The sequence below is a fragment of the Corallococcus sp. AB030 genome (assembly GCF_003668965.1).
In the GTDB taxonomy this organism is placed as follows: Bacteria; Myxococcota; Myxococcia; order Myxococcales; family Myxococcaceae; genus Corallococcus; species Corallococcus exiguus.
The window spans coordinates 42,535-63,421 of record NZ_RAWQ01000028.1 but is presented as its reverse complement, the minus strand read 5'-3'; the positions used below and the strand labels follow the sequence as shown (position 1 = coordinate 63,421).

At 69.6% G+C, this 20,887-nt stretch carries 18 protein-coding genes; 5 read left to right on the top strand and 13 right to left on the bottom strand.

Translation table 11 applies throughout. The features are described from left to right. A partial coding sequence (locus tag D7Y15_RS10070) for an SDR family oxidoreductase (RefSeq protein ID WP_233604878.1) occupies positions 1–946 on the top strand: 946 nt, incomplete at its 5' end. 16 nt (positions 947–962) lie between these two features. Here the strand turns inward: D7Y15_RS10070 and D7Y15_RS10065 are convergent. The 8 genes from D7Y15_RS10065 to D7Y15_RS10030 form a co-directional block, all read right to left on the bottom strand. Then, positions 963–1,319: a DoxX family protein gene (locus D7Y15_RS10065; RefSeq protein WP_120576016.1), complete on the bottom strand. Its 357-nt coding sequence runs from the start codon at positions 1,317–1,319 to the stop codon at positions 963–965. Between the two features lie 57 nt (positions 1,320–1,376). Continuing rightward, positions 1,377–3,014: a phosphoglucomutase (alpha-D-glucose-1,6-bisphosphate-dependent) gene (pgm, locus tag D7Y15_RS10060; RefSeq protein ID WP_121752419.1), complete on the bottom strand. Its 1,638-nt coding sequence runs from the start codon at positions 3,012–3,014 to the stop codon at positions 1,377–1,379. A gap of 142 nt (positions 3,015–3,156) precedes the next feature. Beyond that, on the bottom strand, positions 3,157–4,455 hold the full coding sequence (locus D7Y15_RS10055) for an AmpG family muropeptide MFS transporter (RefSeq protein WP_121752421.1): 1,299 nt from the start codon (positions 4,453–4,455) through the stop codon (positions 3,157–3,159). A 111-nt stretch (positions 4,456–4,566) separates the two neighbouring features. After that, positions 4,567–5,532, bottom strand: a complete 966-nt coding sequence (locus D7Y15_RS10050; protein ID WP_121752418.1) for a hypothetical protein — start codon at positions 5,530–5,532, stop codon at positions 4,567–4,569. An 11-nt stretch (positions 5,533–5,543) separates the two neighbouring features. Continuing rightward, positions 5,544–7,187, bottom strand: coding sequence for a caspase family protein (locus tag D7Y15_RS10045; RefSeq protein ID WP_233604877.1), 1,644 nt, complete (start codon positions 7,185–7,187; stop codon positions 5,544–5,546). Further along, positions 7,184–7,975 carry a DUF4384 domain-containing protein gene (locus D7Y15_RS10040; RefSeq protein WP_121752416.1) on the bottom strand — a complete coding sequence of 264 codons (792 nt, stop codon included), beginning with the start codon at positions 7,973–7,975 and terminating at the stop codon, positions 7,184–7,186. Before D7Y15_RS10040 ends, D7Y15_RS10045 begins: the two co-directional genes overlap by 4 nt. After that, a complete protein-coding gene (locus D7Y15_RS10035) occupies positions 7,972–8,514 on the bottom strand; it encodes an RNA polymerase sigma factor (protein ID WP_233596784.1) in 543 nt (180 codons plus the stop codon). The genes D7Y15_RS10040 and D7Y15_RS10035 overlap by 4 nt, the downstream gene beginning before the upstream one ends. A gap of 28 nt (positions 8,515–8,542) precedes the next feature. Then, positions 8,543–9,541: a hypothetical protein gene (locus D7Y15_RS10030; RefSeq protein ID WP_121752415.1), complete on the bottom strand. Its 999-nt coding sequence runs from the start codon at positions 9,539–9,541 to the stop codon at positions 8,543–8,545. Positions 9,542–9,784: 243 nt separating this feature from the next. Here D7Y15_RS10030 and D7Y15_RS10025 point away from each other — a divergent pair, with 243 nt between their 5' ends. Together D7Y15_RS10025 and D7Y15_RS10020 are read left to right on the top strand one after the other, a co-directional pair. Next, positions 9,785–10,609 carry a nucleotidyltransferase gene (locus D7Y15_RS10025; RefSeq protein WP_172813656.1) on the top strand — a complete coding sequence of 275 codons (825 nt, stop codon included), beginning with the start codon at positions 9,785–9,787 and terminating at the stop codon, positions 10,607–10,609. After that, complete coding sequence (locus tag D7Y15_RS10020; RefSeq protein ID WP_120594297.1) at positions 10,593–11,297, top strand: metallophosphoesterase; 705 nt, start codon at positions 10,593–10,595, stop codon at positions 11,295–11,297. Before D7Y15_RS10025 ends, D7Y15_RS10020 begins: the two co-directional genes overlap by 17 nt. A gap of 7 nt (positions 11,298–11,304) precedes the next feature. On the opposite strand, the gene D7Y15_RS10015 is transcribed toward D7Y15_RS10020, so the two are convergent. Genes D7Y15_RS10015 through D7Y15_RS10000 form a run of 4 tightly spaced genes read right to left on the bottom strand, consistent with a single transcriptional unit; the run spans position 11,305 to position 15,882 of the window. Next, positions 11,305–12,765, bottom strand: a complete 1,461-nt coding sequence (locus tag D7Y15_RS10015) for a DUF4340 domain-containing protein (RefSeq protein ID WP_121752413.1) — start codon at positions 12,763–12,765, stop codon at positions 11,305–11,307. Next, positions 12,762–14,315, bottom strand: coding sequence for a GldG family protein (locus D7Y15_RS10010; RefSeq protein ID WP_121752412.1), 1,554 nt, complete (start codon positions 14,313–14,315; stop codon positions 12,762–12,764). The genes D7Y15_RS10015 and D7Y15_RS10010 overlap by 4 nt, the downstream gene beginning before the upstream one ends. Before the next feature lie 2 nt (positions 14,316–14,317). Continuing rightward, complete coding sequence (locus tag D7Y15_RS10005; RefSeq protein WP_120576009.1) at positions 14,318–15,121, bottom strand: ABC transporter permease; 804 nt, start codon at positions 15,119–15,121, stop codon at positions 14,318–14,320. A gap of 17 nt (positions 15,122–15,138) precedes the next feature. Beyond that, a complete protein-coding gene (locus D7Y15_RS10000) occupies positions 15,139–15,882 on the bottom strand; it encodes an ABC transporter ATP-binding protein (RefSeq protein ID WP_167548189.1) in 744 nt (247 codons plus the stop codon). A gap of 42 nt (positions 15,883–15,924) precedes the next feature. Here D7Y15_RS10000 and D7Y15_RS09995 point away from each other — a divergent pair, with 42 nt between their 5' ends. Both D7Y15_RS09995 and D7Y15_RS09990 read left to right on the top strand, forming a co-directional pair. Further along, a complete protein-coding gene (locus D7Y15_RS09995; RefSeq protein ID WP_120564132.1) occupies positions 15,925–17,118 on the top strand; it encodes an aspartate kinase in 1,194 nt (397 codons plus the stop codon). Between the two features lie 165 nt (positions 17,119–17,283). Further along, positions 17,284–19,869, top strand: coding sequence for a N,N-dimethylformamidase beta subunit family domain-containing protein (locus D7Y15_RS09990; RefSeq protein ID WP_121752411.1), 2,586 nt, complete (start codon positions 17,284–17,286; stop codon positions 19,867–19,869). Here the strand turns inward: D7Y15_RS09990 and D7Y15_RS09985 are convergent, their stop codons facing one another. Beyond that, positions 19,870–20,811, bottom strand: a complete 942-nt coding sequence (locus D7Y15_RS09985) for an ATP-binding protein (protein WP_121752410.1) — start codon at positions 20,809–20,811, stop codon at positions 19,870–19,872. Positions 20,812–20,887: the final 76 nt, after the last annotated feature.

The following is a 20,887-nucleotide window of genomic DNA, read 5'->3' as shown; positions in this document are numbered from 1 at the left end:
GGTGGGAGGAGTTCCGCATGAGCGCAGGAGCGTCGTCTGGCGCCGGCCGGGTCCGGCGGGTTGCGGAGGGTTGGCCGTGGTGAGTGGGCCGGTGCTCGTCACGGGGCCCACGGGCAACGTGGGGCGTGCGGTGGTGCGCGCGCTCCTGGCCGAAGGGGTGGCGGTGCGCGCGACGGTGAAGTCGCCGGAGCACACGGTGTCGCTGCTCAAGGAGATGGACGGGGACGTGATGCCGACGCCGCTGGACTTCCTGCGGCCGGAGACGTTCCTCCCCGCGCTGGAGGGCGTGCGGGGCGTGTTCCTGATGCATCCGCCGGCCATCGCCCACGCGGAAGGGACGCTCAACGCGTTCATCGACGCGGCCGCCACGCAGGGCGTGAAGCAGGTGGTGTTCCTGTCCATGGCGGGTGCGGAGACGCGCGCGTGGGCGCCGCACCACGCGGTGGAGGAGCACCTGATGCGCTCCAACGTCGGGTGGACGCTGCTGCGCCCGGCGTTCTTCGCGCAGAACCTGGGAGACGCGTACCGCGAGGACATCCGCCAGGACGGCCGGCTCTACATGCCCGCGGGCCACGGCAAGGTGGCCTTCGTGGACGTGCGCGACGTGGGAGAGGTGGCGGCGCGGGCGCTCCTGGACACGTCGCTGCGCAACCGCGCCTTCACGCTCACCGGCCTGGAGGCGGTGTCGTTCGAGGAAGTCGCGTCCGTGCTGTCGGAGGTGCTGGGCCGGCCCATCCGCTACGTGCCCGCGTCGGTGCCCGGCTACGTGCGCCACCTGCACCAGCGCCGGCTGTCATGGGGCCAGCTGGGCATGCAGACGCTGATGCACGTGGGGCTTCGCTTCGGGAAGGCGGAGCAGGTGGACCCCACGCTCACCTACCTGCTGGGCCGTCCCACGCGCACGGTGCGCCAGTACATCGAGGACCACGCGCCGCTCTGGCGCTGACGAGGCTCCGGCGTGCTCAGACGTACCAGAGCGCCCAGGCGATGAGCACGACCTGGAGCGGCAGCCGCGCCCAGAGCATGCCCCGGGGAATCTTCCGGAACTGCTCCGGGTGCTGGGCCATGTAGATGTTCGCGGGGAACACCGCCACGAACAGCGCGACCAGGCCCCAGGCCGCGAGCCGCGTGGTGGCGGGCACCAGCAGGAAGATGCCCAGCAGCACCTCCGCCACGCCGCTCAGCAGCACCAGCTCCCGGGGCCGGGGCAGGTACGGCGGCATGATGCGCATGTACATGCGGGGCTTGAGGAAGTGGTTCACCCCCGCCACGACCATGAACAGCGCGAGCACGTACTGAAGGATGGTTTTGACGTCCATGGGCGGTGGGGCTCCTCGCGCGGCATCGAAGCCCGCGCGAGGCGCCTGAGTCCACGCCTACTTTCCGGCGAACGCCTCCGAGACGATGGCGCGCGCCTCCTGGACGATGGCGTCCAGGTGCGCCTGGTCGCGGAAGCTCTCCGCGTAGATTTTGTACACATCCTCCGTGCCGGACGGACGCGCGGCGAACCAGCCATTCTCCGTCGTCACCTTGAGGCCGCCCAGGTCCGCGTTGTTGCCCGGCGCGCGCGTGAGGCGCTGGAGGATGGGCTCGCCCGCGAGCGACGTGGCCTTCACCGCCTCCGGCGACAGCTTCTTCAGCGCCGCCTTCTGCGCGGACGTGGCCGGCTGGTCGATGCGCGTGTACAGCGGCGCGCCGAACTTCTTCGCCAGCTCCTGGTAGTGCTCGCCGGGGTCCTTGCCGGTGCGCGCGAGGATTTCCGCCGCGAGCAGGTCCAGGATGATGCCGTCCTTGTCCGTGGTCCACACGGTGCCGTCCTTGCGCAGGAAGGACGCGCCCGCGCTCTCCTCGCCGCCGAAGCCCAGCGAGCCGTCCAGGAGCCCGTCCACGAACCACTTGAAGCCCACCGGCACCTCCACCACGCGGCGGCCCAGGTCCTTGCCCACGCGGTCGATGAGGCTGCTGCTCACCAGCGTCTTGCCCACCGCCGCGTCCGCCTTCCAGCCCGGGCGGTTGCGGAAGAGGTAGTTGATGGCGACCGCGAGGTAGTGGTTCGGGTTCATCAGCCCCATGCTGCGGGTGACGATGCCGTGGCGGTCGGAGTCCGTGTCGTTGCCGAACGCGAGCGCGTACTGGTCCTTGAGCTTCACCAGGTTCGCCATCGCGTACGGCGACGAGCAGTCCATGCGGATCTTCCCGTCATGGTCCGCGGGCATGAAGCCGAAGGTGGGGTCCACGGTGGGGTTCACCACCGTGAGGTCCAGGCCGTACTTTCGAGCGATCGGCTCCCAGTACTGGAGGTTGGAGCCGCCCAGCGGATCCGCGCCCAGCTTCAGCTTCGCGCCCCGGATGACGTCCAGGTCCACCACGTTCGCCAGGTCCGCCACGTACGGGGTGATGAAGTCGTAGGGCTTTACCGTGGCGCTCGCGCGCGCCTTCTCGTAGGGGACGCGCTGCACGCCCTTGTTGCCCGAGGCCATCAGCTCGTTGGCGCGCTTCTCCACCAGCGACGTGACGTTGGTGTCGGCGGGGCCGCCGTTGGGCGGGTTGTACTTGATGCCTCCGTCCTCCGGCGGGTTGTGGGACGGGGTGATGACGATGCCGTCCGCGAGCCCGCTCGTGCGGCCCCGGTTGTACGTGAGGATGGCGTGGGAGATGACCGGCGTGGGCGTGGCGCCGTCCGTGTAGCGGACCTCCACGCCGTGGGCGGCCAGCACCTCCAGCGTGGTGCGCTGGGCGGGCTCGGAGAGGGCGTGCGTGTCCATGCCCAGGAACAGCGGGCCGTCATAGCCCTGCTGCTTGCGGTACTCGCACAGGGCCTGTGCCACCGCGAGGATGTGCGCCTCGTTGAAGCTCCGGCGCGCGGCGCTGCCCCGGTGACCGGAGGTGCCGAAGGCCACGCGCTGCTCGGCCACGGACGCGTCGGGCGTGTCGTCGTAGTACTGCGCGCGCAGCTTCTCGGGATTGATCAGCAGGTCGCGCGAAAGGGGCTTGCCAGCGGAAGGGTGGGCCATGTCGAGGCAACCCTAGCCGCGCGCGCTCTGGGAGGGGAGCCCAAGTCGTGGCCCTGTCGCGCGCCTCACCCGTCTTGACGCGCTCCGTCCAGTAGCGGGCGGGGCGAGGGCTGTCGGGACGGGGACGCGTGTCCGGAAGCTGTCAGCGCGCCACGGCGACGGAGGCCGCGGAAGACGACGCGGGCGGGACGGATTCGGGCGCGGGAGGCTCGTCCTCCTTCGGCTGGGCGGCGTTCTCCGGCAGGAACGTGAGCAGCACCAGCGCGGGGATGGCCGCCGCCGCGGTGAAGGCGAAGAAGGTGGGCCAGCCCATCCACGTGGCCAGGTAGCCGGACACGGAGCCGATGAGCCGGTTGGCGATGGTGCCCAGCGCGGACAGCAGCGCGTACTGCGTGGCGCTGAAGCTCTTGTGGCACAGCGACATGATGAAGGCCGCGAACGCCGTGACGCCCAGGCCCGTGCACACGTTGTCCACGGCGATGGTGGCCGCGAGCATCAGGTCGTTCTTGCCCACCAGCGCCAGTGCCATGAAGGCCAGGTTGGTGAGGCCCTGCGCGGCGCCGAAGATGAACAGCGCGCGGCGCATGCTGAGCTTCACCATCAGCACGCCGCCCAGCAGGCCTCCGCCGATGGTCGCGACCATGCCCAGCGTCTTGCTGAGCGTGCCAATCTCCGTGTTGGAGAAACCCAGCTCGATGTAGAAGGGCGTCACCATGCTGGCGGCGATGGCATCCCCCAGCTTGTAGAGCACCAGGAACGCGAGCACTCCCAGCGCGTACTCGCGGCGGAAGTAGTCCACGAAGGGCCGCACCACCGCGTCCGCCAGGTTGCGCGGAGGCCGCACGCTCTGGGGCTCCGGGGCCAGCAGCGTGGCCACCACGCCCACGCCCATGAGTACGCCCATCACGTAGTACGTCTGGGACCAGCCCAGGTGATCCGACAGGATGAACGCGAGCCCGCCCGCCACCAGCATGCCCAGCCGGTAGCCGGTGACGTACAGCGAGTTGCCCAGCCCGCGCTCCTCCAGGGTGAGGATGTCCGTGCGCCACGCGTCCGCGACGATGTCCTGGCTGGCGGACAGGAACGTCACCACCACCGCCATGCACGCCATGGCCAGCGGGGTGTCCTTCGGGTTCACCAGGCCCATGGCGGCGATGGCGCCCATGAGCAGCACCTGCGTGAGCAGCATCCAGCCGCGCCGCCGGCCCAGGAAGGGCAGGGTGTAGCGGTCCATCAGCGGCGCCCACAGCACCTTGAAGGTGTAGGGCAGCGCCACCAGGCTGAAGATGCCAATCGTCTTGAGATTGACCCCCTCGTTCTTCATCCACGCGGACAGCGTGACGCCGGTCAGCCACAGGGGGAGGCCGGACGCGAAGCCGACGGCCATCAGGAGCCAGACGCGCCGGCTCTTCAAGACGGTGAGAAGCGAGGAGTTGGGCATGGGGGCGCGGGAAACCGCCGCCAGCATAGAGAATCCACCCCGCGCGTCACCTTCCAACGGCCAGGGACTGTCCGCCCGGCTGCTGTCCGGCCCTGAGCCCGGGCGGCCTCTTCAGGGCTTCGTGTCCAGCGCGGACACGTCCGGACAGGTGCGGCGGTCGCCCTCGGTGGGGGTGATGAAGTCCCAGTTTCGCTGCATGAAGGTGATGCGCGTCCGGGTGTCCCAGCACTCCGTGTACTGCGCGCCCTTCGCGTCCCCGTCCAGGATGTTGAGCACCAGCACGCCCCGGCCATCCGGCGTCCAGCGCGCCAGGATGTCCAGCGTCTCCAGGAGCCCGCCGGGAATCAGGTCCGTGTTCGGCAACCGGAACGCCATCTCTCCCAGGCCCTCGGGCGTCTGACGCGACGCATAGCGGGTGTTCGGGGTCGCGGCGCCCGCGCCGGTGAAGAGCAGCTCCACGCGCGTGGGCAGCGCCTTCGTCTGGTAGTCGATGTCCAGCCGGTCCAAGGACTTCGCGTCGCCCGTGTCGAAGCCGTGCGCACGGGCCGCCTTGAGGTCCAACGCGAGCGTGCCGGTCCCCTTGCGGATGCCGCCGTCCGCCTTGAATGTTCCGGGCAGGTAGGTCCACCACGCGTCCTCGCCACCGCCCTGGGGACGGAACTGGAGGAGGTACGCGAAGGAGGCGCCCTGGCGCTCCATCACGAAGCGCAGCTCGTGGCCCGGGTGGTCGTCGGAGGGGAAGGGCCCCCAGATGCGCTGGTCGGTTTCGCGCGTGGTGGGCGGGGCGTTGCGGAACAGCTCCATCAGGGAGAGCAGGCCGTCCACGCTGGTGTTGAACTGCGTGCCCGCCTGGTAGGCCTGAAGAGCGAGGGGCGACGTGCCGCCCAGCACCTGCGACGCGCTCAGCCGTTGGGCGCGAGTGCCCAGGCCCTGGCCGGCGCGGGCGCTGTCCGGCAGCTTCGCGGCCAGGTCCTCGCGCTGGGGCAGGGCGTTCTGGAACTCCAGGTCGTCGTTGGAGAAATCGCCGCCGCACGCGACCGCGAGGAGACAGGGGAGGGCCAGGGCAAAGGTTCGCATCACGTGCTCCCTCATGGCTGGTACGTGAGGAGCGCGGCGAGTTCCCAGAACCCCAGGGAGCGCTGCGCGTCGACGGTGTATTGGAGGTACTGCAAGCGGCTGCGCGCGGTGAGGTTCAGCTTGCGCGTGAGCTGGAATCTCGCGCCCGTCGCCAGGCCCGGAGACACCATGGCGAAGCGTTGGTCCGGGAACGCCGCGTCGTCGAACTTGCGGCCCATGATGAGGTACGCGACGCGAACGCCCACGAAGGGGGAGAAGCGGCCCACGGGCCATTCGGCGGTGAGGCTGGTGCCCACGTTCACCACGGAGTAGCGGTACGCCGGGCCCGCGAGCGTGGGCAGTGACAGCACGCCATTCGTGCCACCCACCGCTGCGTCGAAGCCCCAGACCCAGTCGCGGCGGAAGTAGTCGTGCAGCTCGGCCTCCGCGCCGAAGAGGGGCACGGAGAGGAAGAGGGACTGGCGCGTCTGGGGGTCGAAGAAGGACTGGAAGCCGCCGGTGAGGCCGAACGCCCACCACGCGCCCTTGTTCAGCATCGCCCCCTTCACGGGGTCGTCGGAGAAGGGCGCGTCCTTGAAGCGCGGCTCCTGCAGGATGGTCGTGCGTCCACGCGCGACCTCCACCTCTCCGATGCGCAGCCGGTCACTGAGCCGGCGCTTCACGCGGTAGGTGCCGGGGGCCAGGGCCACGCGGCGCTCGGTGTCCACGGCCTTGTCCAGCTCCGCGACCACGAGGCCGCCTGGATCCACGAAGTAGTAGGAGCCCGCGGGGGCGTTGCCGGGGACGACCAGGCCTTCGGCGCTCGCGCGCAGGTCGGTGAGGACCAGGTCGCCGTTGCCGGCGAGGTCGTAGCTGAACGTGGGGTGCTGGGGGCCCGCGCTGCTGTCGGCCGTGTCCGCGACGGTGCGGGCGTAGGCGTGCGAATACGCCTCGAAGAGCGTCACGCGTCCGTCGCCACTGCGGTCCGCGTCTCCCAGCAGGCCGCTGGCCAGGTGATGGGAGAAGTAGCTGCCGCCCAGCGCGTCCGACTCCTGCGAGTCCTCGTCCGCGGCGCTGGAGGTGAGGATGACGACGCCCCGAGCATCGCGTGCCGCGCCGGACTCCACGTCGAAGGCCGGGGCCTTGCGCGCGCCCTTGGTGCGGGTGAGCGCACCGGAGCGGCAGGAGTCGAGGATGGCGATGCGGATGTCCACCGGCGCGTCTGCCATCCGGCGCTTGAGCGCGTCGAAGGCGAGCCGCGAATCACCCAGCCGCAGCGCGCCGTCCTTCGCATGGCCGGAGTAGTAGACGAACAGCGCGGTGCGCTCGCCGCGAGCCTGGGCCGCGCGGGCCCGTTGCTCCAGCTCCGACAGCGCGACGAGGAAGTCCTTCGCGTCGTCATCGAGGAGGAGCTTCGCGTCGGTTGGGGACACGCCGCCCAGCCGCGTGAGCAGGTCGTGCATCTTGCGCGCATCGTCGCGCGCGTAGCTCAAGGGCCGCGTGTCCGCGCCGCCCGTGTCGTTGCCGGCGATGAGCGCGAAGCGGTGCAGCGTGTCCGCGTGCGCGGCGGTGGAGGCCAGCACCAGCGCTGGAATCGACGCCCGCATTGCCGAGCCCAGGGCCCGTGCCCAGGCCGCCACGGGAGCGAGCACCTGTCTCACGGGGCCGTCGCTCATGGCTTCAGCAAAATCCACTGCGTCTGCGTGCCCGCCACGTCCAGCGGGGCCATGCGCGTGACGTCCCGGCCCGCCGCGACGAAGGACTTCCGGGCCGCGTCACTCAGCGCCTCCATGGACACGGGCGCGTCCGTCAGCACCAGCACCACGCGCTCCGCACCCGCGCCGGTGAACTCCACGCTCTCCGGCAGCCAGTGCTGCCCCGCGCCCGGCTCCACCGCGAGGCTGTCTCCGGACTCCGGATACAGCGGCGTCACCTCGCCCTGCGCATCCACCGACAGCGCCGCCACGTAGCGGAACGCGTCCGCCGTGTAGCCCAGCCGCACGCGCTCACCGGGCTGCAACGCCTCCGGCGCCTCCGTGCCCGCCACCCGCTGCGGATCCACGCCCCCACCGATTCGCAGCTCCGCGCCCGCGCCGCCCTTGATGCGATTGCCCGCGACGGGCGGTTGGGTCGGATCCGTCCTGCCACCGGTCTCCAGCAGCGGACGCGCCAGCACCAGCACCACCACGGATGCCGCCACCGCCATCAGCGGCCGGACCCACTGCGCGCGCGTCGCCGACTCTTTCGAAGAGGCCTGCCTCGCGCGGGCCCGCTCCACGCCGGCCTCGAAACTCTCGAAGGGCACCTCCGCCTCGAACGCAGCCTGCGCATCCGCGAAGGACCTCAGCGTCGCTCCACACGCCTCGCACGCCTCCGCATGCTCCCGGACGCGGTTCGCTTCCTGGGTGGGCAGCTCACCGGCGTGCAGGCGGCGCAATGTCCAGCTCGACTCGTGCGCGCTCATCGGACGCTCAGCTCCTCTCCACCCAGCTCCGCGAATTGCTCCAGCCGCTTGCGCACCGTGGGCACCGAACGCCCCAGCACCGCGGCCACCTCTTCCAGCGTCATCCCATCCACGTGGTAGTGGATCGCCGCCGCCTGCGTCTCCGCGTCCACCCGGGCCAGCAGCTTGCGCACCAGGTCGCGCGTCTCCATCGCCTCCGCGCCGCCATGGCCCTCCGAACGGGCCGCTTCGTCCCGCGCGAACCATTTCCTCCACGCCGCCCCCTCCGAGCGCAGCTGGTTGAGGCAGTGGTGCGTGGCGATCTTCATCAGCCACGTCAGCGGAGACGCCTCCGCCCGGAACGACTCCCCGTGCACGAGCGCGCGGGCGAAGACGTCATGCATCGCGTCCTCCGCCCGGCTCGCGTCCTTCAGCAGGTAGCGGCAGCGCTCACGCACGCTGCCGCCATACTTCACATACAGCTCGCGCAGGACGGCCCGCCGGTCCTCGTTGGGACGGGGAGGCACCACCTTCAGGGCCAGCGGGGTCGGTCCGGTCACGCGCGGCGCAAGCCTACCGCGACCCGGCTCACAGCGACGAGTACACCGCCGCCGTGAACCCGCCGCAGGCCGCCTCCGCCTCGCCGTAGCCCAGGCGCGGGTCCAGGCTGACGCGGAAGTAGGTGCTGAGGAAGTTCGTGTCCCAGCACTCGTTCAGCGTGGCCTCGCCCACCAGGTCGCCCCCCGTCACCTTGATGTCCGAGCGGCCCGCCCCCGTCGCCGTCCAGCGGCTCTTGATGGACAGCTTCTCCAGCTTCGCGCGCAGCGGGTCACCGTTGTCGATGTCCTCGTTCGTCGCGAACTCGAACTCGCCGCCCGCCGTCGCGGACGCCTTGTAGTGGTAGGTCCCGTCCACGCGCTTGTTGGCGTCCTTCTCGTCACGCACCTGGTGGAAGTCCGCGTCCACCGTGGCCTCCGCGGAGGCGCTCGGGCGCGCGTAGCGGATCTCCACCGTGCCCACGTTGTCGTCGGCATCCGGCAGGGTGTGCGCCGCGTCCCAGTCGATGAACAGCTCGCCGGAGCCGTAGCCCTTCACGCGCTCGCCGTCCGCGTCCACCGCCACCTGCTGCGCGCCGGACAGCACCGCACGGAAGGCGCTGTCCTCCTCGCCCTTCGCCTTGCCCTCCAGCACCCAGGAGAACGACGTCTCCCCCGACTTCGTCACCGTCAGCCGCCACGTGGTGGGGCTCAGCGCCTCCGTGCTCGGGCCCCACACCGCCTTGTTCTCCTCCAGCGTCGTCGGCGGATACTTGGAGATCTGCTCGATGAGGTTGAGCACCCACAGAGTGCCGCCGTTCACCGCCACCGTGGCGTTCACCGTCGCCTGGTAGTACTCCGCCTTCTGCCCCTGGCCGTACTGCGCGGAAGGGCCGGCCGCCGTCAGGCCCTGGCCGTTCGCCTTCGGCGCCTTCACCTGCGTCATCTCCTTGGAGGGCAGGCCGTCACGGAACGTGTCCGCGTCGTTGCTCCCGGCGTCGTTGCAGCCCACGAACAACAGGGAGGCACACAGCAGGCTCTTGCGCAGCATGGTCGGGCGTCCTTTCAGGGCCCGTCTCATGCGGGCCGTGCGGCAGTGAATTCGCCCCTATGGACACAGGCCGGCCGAAAAACAGAAAAGGCGCTCGCTAGGAGTGGAAAAACACAGCGAAACCAGGCGCTTGGCGTCTGGCTGCCTGCTCTCCGGGCGCCCGCGCCCGCCTGCCTGACGGTTGAAATGGGCCATCCCTACCTTTCGCCCATGGAAAAACGACACCCGAACCATCCCGGGGAGATGGGTACGGACGCCACGCTGGCCGAGCGGGAGCGTGCGCCGGACGAGATCAACGCCCGCGCCAGAGCCGTTGGCCTGTTGCATGAGGCCGGGGTGCCGTTCGTCGTGGGGGGTGCGTATGCCTACGCCACCTATACCGGCATCTACCGCGACACCAAGGACCTGGACCTGTTCCCGCGCAAGCAGGACGCCATCCGCGCCCTGGACGTGCTGGAGAAAAATGGCTGGCGCACGGAACGGCCGGACGAGGTCTGGCTCTACAAGGCGTACAAGGGCGACTACTTCGTCGACTTCATCTTCTCCTCCGGCAACGGCGTGGCGACGGTGGACGACGAGTGGTTCACCAACGCCAAGAAGGCCACCATCTTCGGCTACGAGTGCCTCATCGCGCCGGCCGAGGAGATGATCTGGTCCAAGGCCTTCGTCACCGAGCGCGAGCGCTATGACGGCGCGGACATCAACCACCTCATCCTCAAGGCGGGGCGGGAGATGGACTGGGACCGCATCCTCCGGCGCTTCGACCGCTACTGGGAGGTGCTGCTCAGCCACCTGATGATGTTCCGCTTCGCGTACCCGAGCGAGCGCGACATCGTGCCCAACTACGTGATGACGGAGTTGATGAGCCGCACGCTCCAGACGGTGCGCGACGGCAGCTGGGACGAGAAGCTGTGCCGGGGCAACCTGGTGTCCAAGGTGAACTATCACGTGGACATCCACCACTGGGGCTTTGGGGACGGCAGGGCGTGGGACGAACAGGACAGACCCGAGGGGGGAACCCGTGGCGCGAGATCCGAGCTCGAAGATTCGACTGGCAGCGGTCGGTGACCTGCACTGCCGGGAGGACCAGCACGGGCGGTTCCGTCAGCTCGTCAAACAGGTGAACGCTTCTGCGGATCTGCTGCTCTTGTGCGGGGACCTGACGGACCGCGGGATGATTGAAGAGGGCAAGGTCCTGGCCGAGGAGCTCTCGGCCTTGCGCGTCCCGTGCGCCGCGGTGCTGGGCAACCACGACTACGAGCACGGGCAGGTGAAGGACATCTGCTCGGAGCTCTCCAAGGTCGGCGTGCACATCCTCGACGGGGACCACTTCATCTTCGAGAAGGTGTTGGGCGTCGCGGGGGTGAAGGGCTTCGGGGGCGGCTTCGGCAACGCGACGTTGCAGGCGTTCGGCGAGGGCCAGACGAAGTCCTTCGTGCAGGAAGCCGTCACCGAATCGCTCAAGCTGGAGGCGGCGCTCAGCCACCTGGACACGCCCAAGAAGGTCGTGATCATGCACTACGCCCCCATCCCGGAGACGCTGGAGGGGGAGAACATCGAGATCCGCCCCTTCCTGGGGACGAGCCGTCTGTCGATGCCCATCGACCACTACGGCGCGGCCTACGTCTTCCACGGCCACGCGCACCACGGCGCGCTCGAGGGCAAGACGAAGAGCGGCATCCCGGTGTTCAACGTCGCCATGCCGCTGCTCACCAAGTTCACGCCCGAGCAGCGCTTCGCCTTGATGGAAGTGTAGGGCCGCCTCAGGGCGCGGGAGGTCCGCCGTCCGAAGCTTCGGGCGGCGCCTCCTGGAGGTCCGCGGCGCGCGTGGGCAGGTCCGCCACCGCGCTCATGGACACCTCCACCAGGTCCGGACCGGAGCCCCGTGCGTAGAGCCGGTCCTCCGTGTCCGGCACGGCGTCACCCAGCCACAGCCGCGCCAGCTCGCGCCCGTCCGCGTCGCGCAGCACGACGCCCCGCGACGTGTCGCTGATGCCGTAGCGCTCCCAGTGCTTCACCTTCGCTTCGCCGAACGCCGCGGCCTTCAGCGCCTCCAGCCGGCCCAGCAGCTTCACCACGCGGAAGTGCAGGGCGCGCCCACCGCCGGGACCTTCCACCTGCCACGCGTCGCTGTTGCCCGCGCCGCGCGTCACCACCACGGGGGCGGCCTTGCCTCCGGGGAGGAACTCCATGCGCCGCACGTCGTCGCGTGCGAACGACAGCACACGGCGGTCCTTCAACTCCTGCACGCCCAAGTCCAGTGTCGTCAGCGCGCGGGGTTCGACCTCCGCCAGCGTTGACCGCGAACCCTGTTCCCGCAGTGCATGCACGACGGTCGCGCCGTCGCGAGTCACCTGCGCCAGCCTGACGCGGATGGCCTCACCGGAGGCAGGCACGAAGCGCGCGTCCACGACGGGCGTGTCCAGGCCCAGGGCCTTCCGCGTGGCGGCGGTGTCCTGCGGGAAGGACAGGGCTTGATGGTTCTCGAACGCCTTGAGCAGGTCCGTCAGCCGACTGGCGTTCGCGCGGGTGGGCTCTGGCTTCTCCATCCGCCACGACTTGCCGTCCGCTTCGCGCGTCAGTGTGTACGCGTGGTCCTTCGCTTTGACTTCGATGGACTGGAGCGACGCGAGGTCCAGCGGCCCCAGGAACTCCTTGGCGCGCAGCTCGAACGGGCCCTTGTCCAGCGAGTACCGCACGGCACCATCGGCCGCGTACACGGTCGCGTCACCTTCACGGCGCACGTAGACGGAGCCATCGAAGGGGTTCTCATCTCCACCGGCCAGCGTCACGGTGCGCTGGCGGGACGGATTTTCCGCACCTTCGCCGTTGGCATCCGGGAGGAAGGCCCGCGCCGTCACGGTGAACGCCGGGGACGTGAGCCCGTACTTCTTCAGGTCCGCGTCCGTCGGTGACGCGTTCACGGTGGACTTGAACTTCGCCGAGGTGAGCTGCTGCACCAGGGCCTCCACCGCGTACGGATCCGCCTTCGCCTCCACGGGAGACACAAGCCGCCAGCCCTCTGGCGTCCGCTCCAGCTCCGTGGTGGCGCCGCGAGCCTTTACCGTCAGGTGCGTGAAGACGGGCGTCGGGTCCGGAGTCGAGCCACGGGGTAGCTCGGCGGGCTCCGTCGCGAAGAGCTTCGGAGGAGCAGGGGGCTTCTCCGCGTCGCGCGAACAGCCCACGCTCAAAAGCCCCAGCATCAAGACGGTGGAAGTCCTCACCGGTTCCTCCGTGACAACCAGACCGCGAGTCCCACGCCCAGCAGCGACAGGGGCAGCAGGTCGGTGGATACGAAGCGCAGGGTCCGCATCTGGTCCTCGCCCAGCTCAAGCGTGGACGTCTCACGGTCGGGAGGGCGCAGGGTGATCTTCTCCGCCTGATGGGACGCCCATCCCAGGGAGTTCATCACCAGGTTGCGGTTTGCCTCGTAGCCCCAGTTCGGATCCAGCAGCAGCTCCGAGTCTCCCACGGCCACCAGCCGCGCCTCGTCGGAGCGCTTGTGCTCCGCGGTGCGCGTGTCCCGGGACGCGGCGGCCACCAGCGTGAGCTGCCCCATCTTCTCGCCGCTGGACGGGGTGGTGTCCTCCAGGGGCCGCGACTCCACCCACGCATACGGTGAACTCAGCAGCACGGGCTCCACCGTCACGCCGGGCAGCAGGAAGCCCTCGCGGACAAGCGTGAAGCTGCGCGGCGTGGGCAGCTGGATGTTGAAGCCGCGCTCTTGCAACGGGCGCGTGATGGGGTGCTTGCCGTAGAAGTTCGACAAGAGGACGAACGGGTTGCCCGAGTTGAACTGCGGGTCCGCCGCCACGCCCTCGTCCACCTGCACGCCGTAGTCCGCGAGGAACAGGCCCAGCCCGTCGTCCGTGTTCGCGTCGGTGAAGTAGAGCAGCCGGCCGCCTTCGCCCAGATAGGTGCGCAACACCGCCACCTCCGGCGCCGTATACGCCTGCTTCGCGCCTGCGATGATCAACAGGCCCGCGTCGCGAGGCACTTCCTTCCGGCCCAGGAGGTTGAGCGGTTCGGGGCGATAGCCCTCGCGCAGCAGTTGGCGCCGCAGCTCCGTCAGCCCCTCACCGGCCGCCTCCAGCGACCACTCGCCATGTCCTTCGAGGACGTACACCTTCTGCGCGCCCGTCGCGCTCAGCTGGAGCAGGGCGTTGGTCAGCTCCTGCTCGGTGGGGACGGGCAGGGTGGTGTGGGGCGCGGCATCTCCTTCGCCGCGGGAGACGACGACCAGCGTCTGCTTGTCCTTGAGCTGGTACTTCGCGGCCAGGGTCGGCTCGCGGCGCGGATCCACGAAGGCGTAGTCGAAGGCCTCCGGTGCCGCCTCGTGGTAGCGCCGGAACAGCTCCTCCAGCTCGCCATAGGACGGATGCGTGGGCGGGACGAGCGCCAACGCGTGCGCCTTCTCCTTCAACCCCGCCAGCGTCTGCACTGTCTGTGGCGCGAGCGAGAAGATGCGCTCCTGCGTCAAATCCCACCGCTGGTTCTTGCGGAACGCGAGCACGTTGAGCGCCACCAGCACGCCCAGCGCCGCCAGCGTGGTGAGCACGGAGGACGCGAGGAACCGCCCCGTGCGGCGGGTGCCCGCGCGCCCCAGTTCCTGCCGGTGCGTGACGACGTAGGCCGTGAGCATCGCCGCGCCCAGCACCGCCTTGCCCGCGGCGAGCGCCACGCTGCCGGAGGTGAGGAACAGCGTGAAGGGACTGGACGCGAGGATCAGCAGGCCGAAGGCCCCCAGCACCCGGGTGACGTGGGTCGCTCTCATGGTCATGCGTAGCGCTGCGCTTCCACCGCGCGGTGGGTGAGCAGCAGCGAGAACAGGATGACGGACGCGAAGAACACCAGCGCCTGGACCTCCAGGACGCCTTGGATCATCCCCTGCAACTGCGTGTCGAAGGACAGGTAGTTCAGGAACGAGCGCAGCGGCTCCGCGGTGGACTGGGCCACGCCGCGCAGGAGCATCCACGGCAGCAGCACGGTGAAGGTGAGGAACGCCGCCAGCATCTGGCTCTCCGTCAGCGCGGAGATGAACATCCCCACGGCCATGCACGTCGCGCCCCACAGCAGCACCGCGCCGTAGCCCAGCAGCACCGTGGGCCACTCCAGCGCGGAGCCGGACGGGCCCGTGCCCACCACCGACAGCAGCACCGGGAACACCAGCGTCAGCCCCAGCGTGACGAAGATGAGGCCCAGGCCGCCCAGGTACTTGCCCAGCACGATGTCCACCGGCCGCACCGGCGTCGTGAGCAGCAGCGCGAACGTCTTCTGGCGCTTCTCCTCCGCGAACAGCCGCATGGACAAAAAGGGCGCGACGAAGAGCGTGAGGATCAACACCACGCCCCACAGCTGCACCACCACGCCGTCCGTGAGGTTGCGGTAGACGATGGAGTCCGGCGGCAGCTTGCTCCAGCCGTGCTCTCGCGCCAGGGACTGCACCTGCTGGAACTGCTCCAGCAGGCTGACGAAGAAGAACGACGAGAGCGCCGCCATCGCCGTGAACACGGCATAGGCCCACGGGGTGGTGAAGGCGACGGCCAGCTCCTTGCGGGCAATGGCCAGGGCGGTGCGCATGCGCGGTGGGTTCCTGTTCAGGCGGCGGTCAGCTTGATGAAGACTTCTTCCAACGACGCGTGCTCGGCCTGGCCATGCGCCTTCGCCAACTGGTCGATGGCGTCATGGGCCACCACGCGGCCCTGGTGGAGGATGAGGACGTTCTCGCACGTCACCGTGACCTCCGGGAGGATGTGCGTGGACAACAACACCGTGTGCTTCCCCTTGAGGCTCCGGATCAACGCGCGCAGGTCCGCGCGTTGCGCGGGGTCCAGGCCTTCGGTGGGCTCGTCCAGGATGAGCACCGGCGGCGAACCGATGAGCGCCTGCGCGATGCCCACGCGCTGCTGGTAGCCCTTGGACAGGTTCTGGAGCACGCGGCCCATCACGTCGTCGATGCCCGTGAGCCCCGCCACCCGCGCCACCTCCGCCTTCACCGCGCGGCCGGGCACCTGCTTGAGCGCCGCGACGAACGCCAGGTAGCCGTGCACCGTCAGCTCCGGATACAGCGGCGGTGTCTCCGGCAGGTAGCCGATGCGCCGTTTGACCTCCATGGGGTGCGTGGACACGTCGAAGCCCGCCACCTTCGCGCTGCCCTCGGAGGGGGGCAGGAATCCGGTGAGGATCTTCATCGTGGTGGACTTGCCCGCGCCGTTGGGGCCCAGGAAGCCAAGCAGCTCGCCCTCACCGACCGTGAAGGACAGGTCGTCGATGGCCACGCGATCGCGGTAGCGCCGGGTGAGGTTGCGCACCTCGATGATGGGCTTCTCGGTGATTGGCATGCGCGGGGGCGAACTCTACACTGCCCCGGAAGCGAGGCGTGGATGCCAATCGTGGTGCAGAAGTACGGCGGCTCATCGGTCGCTGACGCGGAGAAGCTCGGCAAGGTCGCGCGGCGCGTGAAGCAGAAGCGGGACGCGGGCTATCAGGTCGTCGTCGTCGTGAGCGCCATGGGCGACACCACGGATGACCTGCTGTCGCTGGCCAAGAGCGTGTCCCAGGACCCGCCCCGGCGCGAACTGGACATGCTCCTCACCTGCGGCGAGCGCATCTCCATGGCGCTGTTGTCCATGGCGCTCCAGGAACAGGGCGTCCCGGCCATCAGCTTCACCGGCAGCCAGAGCGGCATCATCACCAACGACGCGCACGCCCAGGCCCGCATCGTGGAGGTGCGGCCCTACCGCATCCAGGACGAGCTGGCGCACGGCAAGGTCGTCATCGTCGCGGGCTACCAGGGCGTCTCCTACAAGAAGGAAGTGACGACTCTGGGACGCGGCGGCTCCGACACCACCGCGGTCGCGCTGGCAGCGGCGCTGGACGCGGAGGCGTGTGAAATCTATTCGGACGTGGACGGCGTCTTCAGCGCGGATCCGCGCGTGGTGCCGGACGCACGCAAGCTGGAGTCGCTGAGCTACGACGAGATGCAGGAGCTGGCGAGCGCCGGCGCCAAGGTGCTCAACGCGCAGGCCGTGGAGTGGGCGAAGGCGCGAGGCATCACCATCCTCGCGCGCACCGCGCACGGCCAGGGCACCGGCACCAGCGTGCAGGAACTCGCCGTGCCCACCGACAGCCGCGTGAAGGGCGTGACGGCGGACGCGGAGATGGCCGTGCTCGTCGCGCACGCCAGCGTGCCCCTCCAGGAGCTGCTGGAGTTCCTGGACGCGCGCGCCGTCCGAGGCCGCACGCTTGCCCACGATGGACTGCCGGGCGCGCCGGGACGCACGTACCTGGCGGTTCCACTCGCGGACATTCACGGCCCGGAGGCGCTCCAGCGTGAGCTGGCCACTCGCTTTGGCGCGGGAGTGGACTGGCAGGACGGCTGGGGCACGGTCACCTGTGTGGGCGTGGGCCTCAACGCGGACTGGGTGCCGCTGCGCAAGGCCCTCTCCGCCGCCGAGGCCCTCTCCGCTCGGGTCCATGCGGTAAGCACCTCGCCCCTGCAGGTGACCCTCCTGGTGGACAAGACGCATCTGAAGACCCTCACGGCCCGGCTGCACCGCGAACTGCTCGGTAGCTGACACGCATCACGCCCGCGCGACCTCCGTTGATCCGAGGGCTTGCGGGTTGTCCCTGGGGACGAGGCGACATCGTCTGTCGAACTTCCTTTCCTATTGGGGGCAGAGCGCTTCCCTCTGAGAAGTCGATGCCTACCCTCCTCCCCGAACACCTTGGAGGGTTGGGCCATGGGTCAGGGGCGTCGCTGGATGGGACTGGGGGTGGTGCTGGCGCTCCTGGTGACGGGGGCCTCGGGCTGCAAGGACTCCGGTCCGGCACCCGGCACGCCTCCCCCTGGCGACCGCCATGATGAGCCGCCGCTGAGCAACGACGACGCGGGCGTCATCGGTCCGGACGGCGGCATCATCGTTCCCGAATACGACGCGGGCACTCCGGATGACGAGCCGGACGCGGGCACGCTGCCCGACGGCGGCAGCGCACTTCCCGAGCGCGACCCGGACGCCGTCTACAAGGAGAACCAGAAGAAGGGCACCACGGGCTGGCGCATCGACAAGAACGCCAACAGCCGTGAGATTGAAGGCTACCCGCTCAAGGCCACGCTGACGCAGGGCGAGTCGCTGCGCGTGGCGGTGTCCCTGTCCGAGGAGCGCAAGTTCAGCTGGTTCGTCTACCGCCTGGGCTACTACGGCGGCGTGGGGGCCCGGGAGGTCGCGCGCGGCGGCCCGGTGCAGGGCACGCGGCAGGCGGACTGTCCGGCGGATCCCTCCACGGGCATCATCGCCTGTTCCTGGTCGCCCACGCTGGAGATCCCCATCGGCGAGAACTGGGTGCGCGGCGTGTACGTGGTGAAGCTCGTGCGCGACGACCGGCCTTCGCGCTACGTGCCCTTCTACGTGCGGGACGCCAACCCTCGCTCGGAGGTCGCGGTGCTCATCCCGACCGCGAACTGGGCGGCGTACAACACCTGGGGTGGCACCAGCCTCTACGATGATCAGAAGGGCGTGATGAAGGCGCACGGCGTCTCGCGTGCCTTCCAGTCCTCCTACGACCGGCCCTACTACCGGGGCCAGGGCTCCGGTCACCTGATGACGGACGACCTGAGCCTGGTGACGTGGCTGGAGTCGCAAGACCTGGACGTGGGCTACTTCACCGACGAGGACATGGACGAAAGCTACGACTTCTTCCGTGGCGCGAAGGTGTTCTTCATGTCCGGCCACGACGAGTACTGGTCCTCCAAGCAGCGCGACCACGCGGACCGCGCGCTGTCGGAAGGGCGCTCCATCATCAACCTGGGCTCGAACAACGCCTACTGGCAGGTGCGCTTCGAGCCCGCCGCCGACGGCCGTCAGCGCCGCGTCGTGACCTGCTACAAGGGCGCGTCCGAGGATCCGTACAAGGACCAGCGCAGGACGGTGAAGTTCCGCGACCTGCCCGCGCCCCGTCCGGAGAACGCGCTCTTGGGCGTGCAGTTCGCCGCGCGCTGGCACCAGTGGCCCTTCCCGACCGTCATCACCAACCCGGAGCACTGGGCCTTCAACGGCACGGGCCTGAAGGCCGGTGACACGCTGTGGATGGCGAACGGCTACGAAGTGGATCAACTGGTGTCCAACGGCCGCCAGCCCTCCGGCGTGGAGGTGCTCGCGGAGTCGCCGTCGCTGTCGCTCCAGGGCGGCTTCGGCTTCGCGCACATGGTGGTGCGCAAGCAGGGGGAGGCGTACGTCTTCTCCTCGGGCGGCATCGACTTCGTGCAGAAGCTGGCCGGGGTAGGGGACCGCGTGGCGGATCCGCGCGCGGGCCGCATCGTGGCCAACGTGCTCTACAAGGCGCTGGGCCGGAAGCTGCCGGGCGACCTGGTGAAGTTCCAGCCTCCACCGGCACCCTCGCCCATGGGTCCGTTCGCCGCGTCCGTGACGACGGTGGCGGGACAGCCCGGCAAGCGCTGCCAGGCGGGCGCGAAGGTGGGGCCAGAGGAACTGGGCGCGCCGCTCGCGGTCGCCGTGCTGCCAGATGGGGGCTGGGCAGTGGCGGACTCGCTGGGCAACACCGTGAAGCGCGTGTCGCCGGACGGGAAGATCCGCACGGTGCTCACCGGCCTCTACGGCCCCATGGGCATCGCCTCGGACGCGCTGGGTAACATCTACGTGTCCGACACGGAGAACGCGCTCATCCGCCGCATCACCCCGGACGGAAAGGCGCAGGTCTTCGCGGGCACCTCGTTCGGCTACCAGGACGGCCCCGCGCTGTCGGCGGCGTTCAACCAGCCCGCAGGACTGTCCTTCACGCCGGATGGCACGGCGCTGCTCGTGGCGGACTTGAACAACAGCGTCATCCGCCGCATCGACATGGTGACGCCCGGCAACCCGGTGACGACGCTGCAGGGCGACTGGCTCTACCGTCCCTCCGCGGTGGCCCAGACGGTGGACGGCACCACCTACGTCGTGGAGAGCGGCATGGCGCGCGTGGTTCGCGTGCGCGACGGCGTCACCACCGTGGTGGCGGGCTCCACGCCTGGCTTCCGCGACGGGGACCCCAAGGAGGGGCAGATGCTGCCGTACCTGGGACTGGCGCTGCTGCCGGACGGCTCGCTCGCCATCTCCGACCCCGGCAACTACCGCGTGCGCCGGCTGACCTTCAACGCGTCGGGTGAACCGGAGAAGCTGACCACTCTCGCGGGCAGTGGCCGCTATGGCGCGGACGACGGCGCGGGCAGGGAGGCCCAGCTGGTGCTGCCCGCCGGGCTCGCGGTGGGGCCGGATGGCACCCTCTACGTGGCGGACGCGGGCAACTCGCTGGTGCGCGCCATCAAGCGCTGATCACCGGCCCGGGTTGCGCATGCCACCCATGGGCGGCGGCGCGTCCATCTCCTGCCGCGTGCGCCGCCGGTCCGGGGTGTCGCGCGGTAGCTCCACGAAGGTGCACATCTCGCAGAGGCGGCTGTAGATGCGCTCGCCCACGCGCTCGCGCAGAAGCTCCGCGTCCTTCATGGCGGAGCGGGCGTCGTCCGTGGTGCGGTAGCCCGAAGGCGCGCTGCTCCGCACGCCCTTGCGCTCCGGCTCCAGCGAGTAGTTCGTGGCGAAGAGCGTCGTGCGCCCCGCGTTGTAGCGCCGGGCGATCAGCTCATCGAGCGTCTCCATCTCGAAGGGACTGCCGCGCCCCTTGCCCAGCTCGTCGATGGCGAGGACCTCCACCTCCGACAAGGGCCCGATGATCTCTCCGCCGCTCTTGCCGTCCTGGAAGCCGCGCCGGATGGTCGCGTACAGGAGCGAGATTTCGACGTAGCGGGTCTTCACGCCCATCTCCAGCACCAGGTGCCCGAGCGTCGCCGCCATGAGGTGCGTCTTGCCCGTGCCCACCGGTCCGCTCAGCACGAAGCCCTTGTTGGTGGCGCCCTTCACGTACTGATTGGCGAAGTGCATCGCCACGCCGCGGCCCCGGTCCTGCGCCTCGTTGAAGGGCCGGTAGTTGTCGAACGACGCGTGCGCCATGACGCCCGGCATCTGCACGTCATTGTAGAGCGCCACGCGTGTGCGCCGGAGCGTGCACACGCACGGCTCCAGGACGTCATACGTCCGGGGGCCCACCTTCGCGCTGAAGGTGCCTTCCTTCTGCACCAGCCTGTGCCCGCGTCCACCGCACATCGGGCAGTCCACCGAGCACGTACACACCCGAGCGGTCGCGAGCTCTCCGCGGCGCTCGATGACGTACGTCCGCCCGCCGCACAGCCCACACGCCTCGCCGTTCGCCTTGGCAGCCATCACGCCCAGCCATAACACCGTCCCCCCTGGCCGTCAGCATGCTGAACTTTCGTTCAGGCTTGCGGTGGGAAGACAA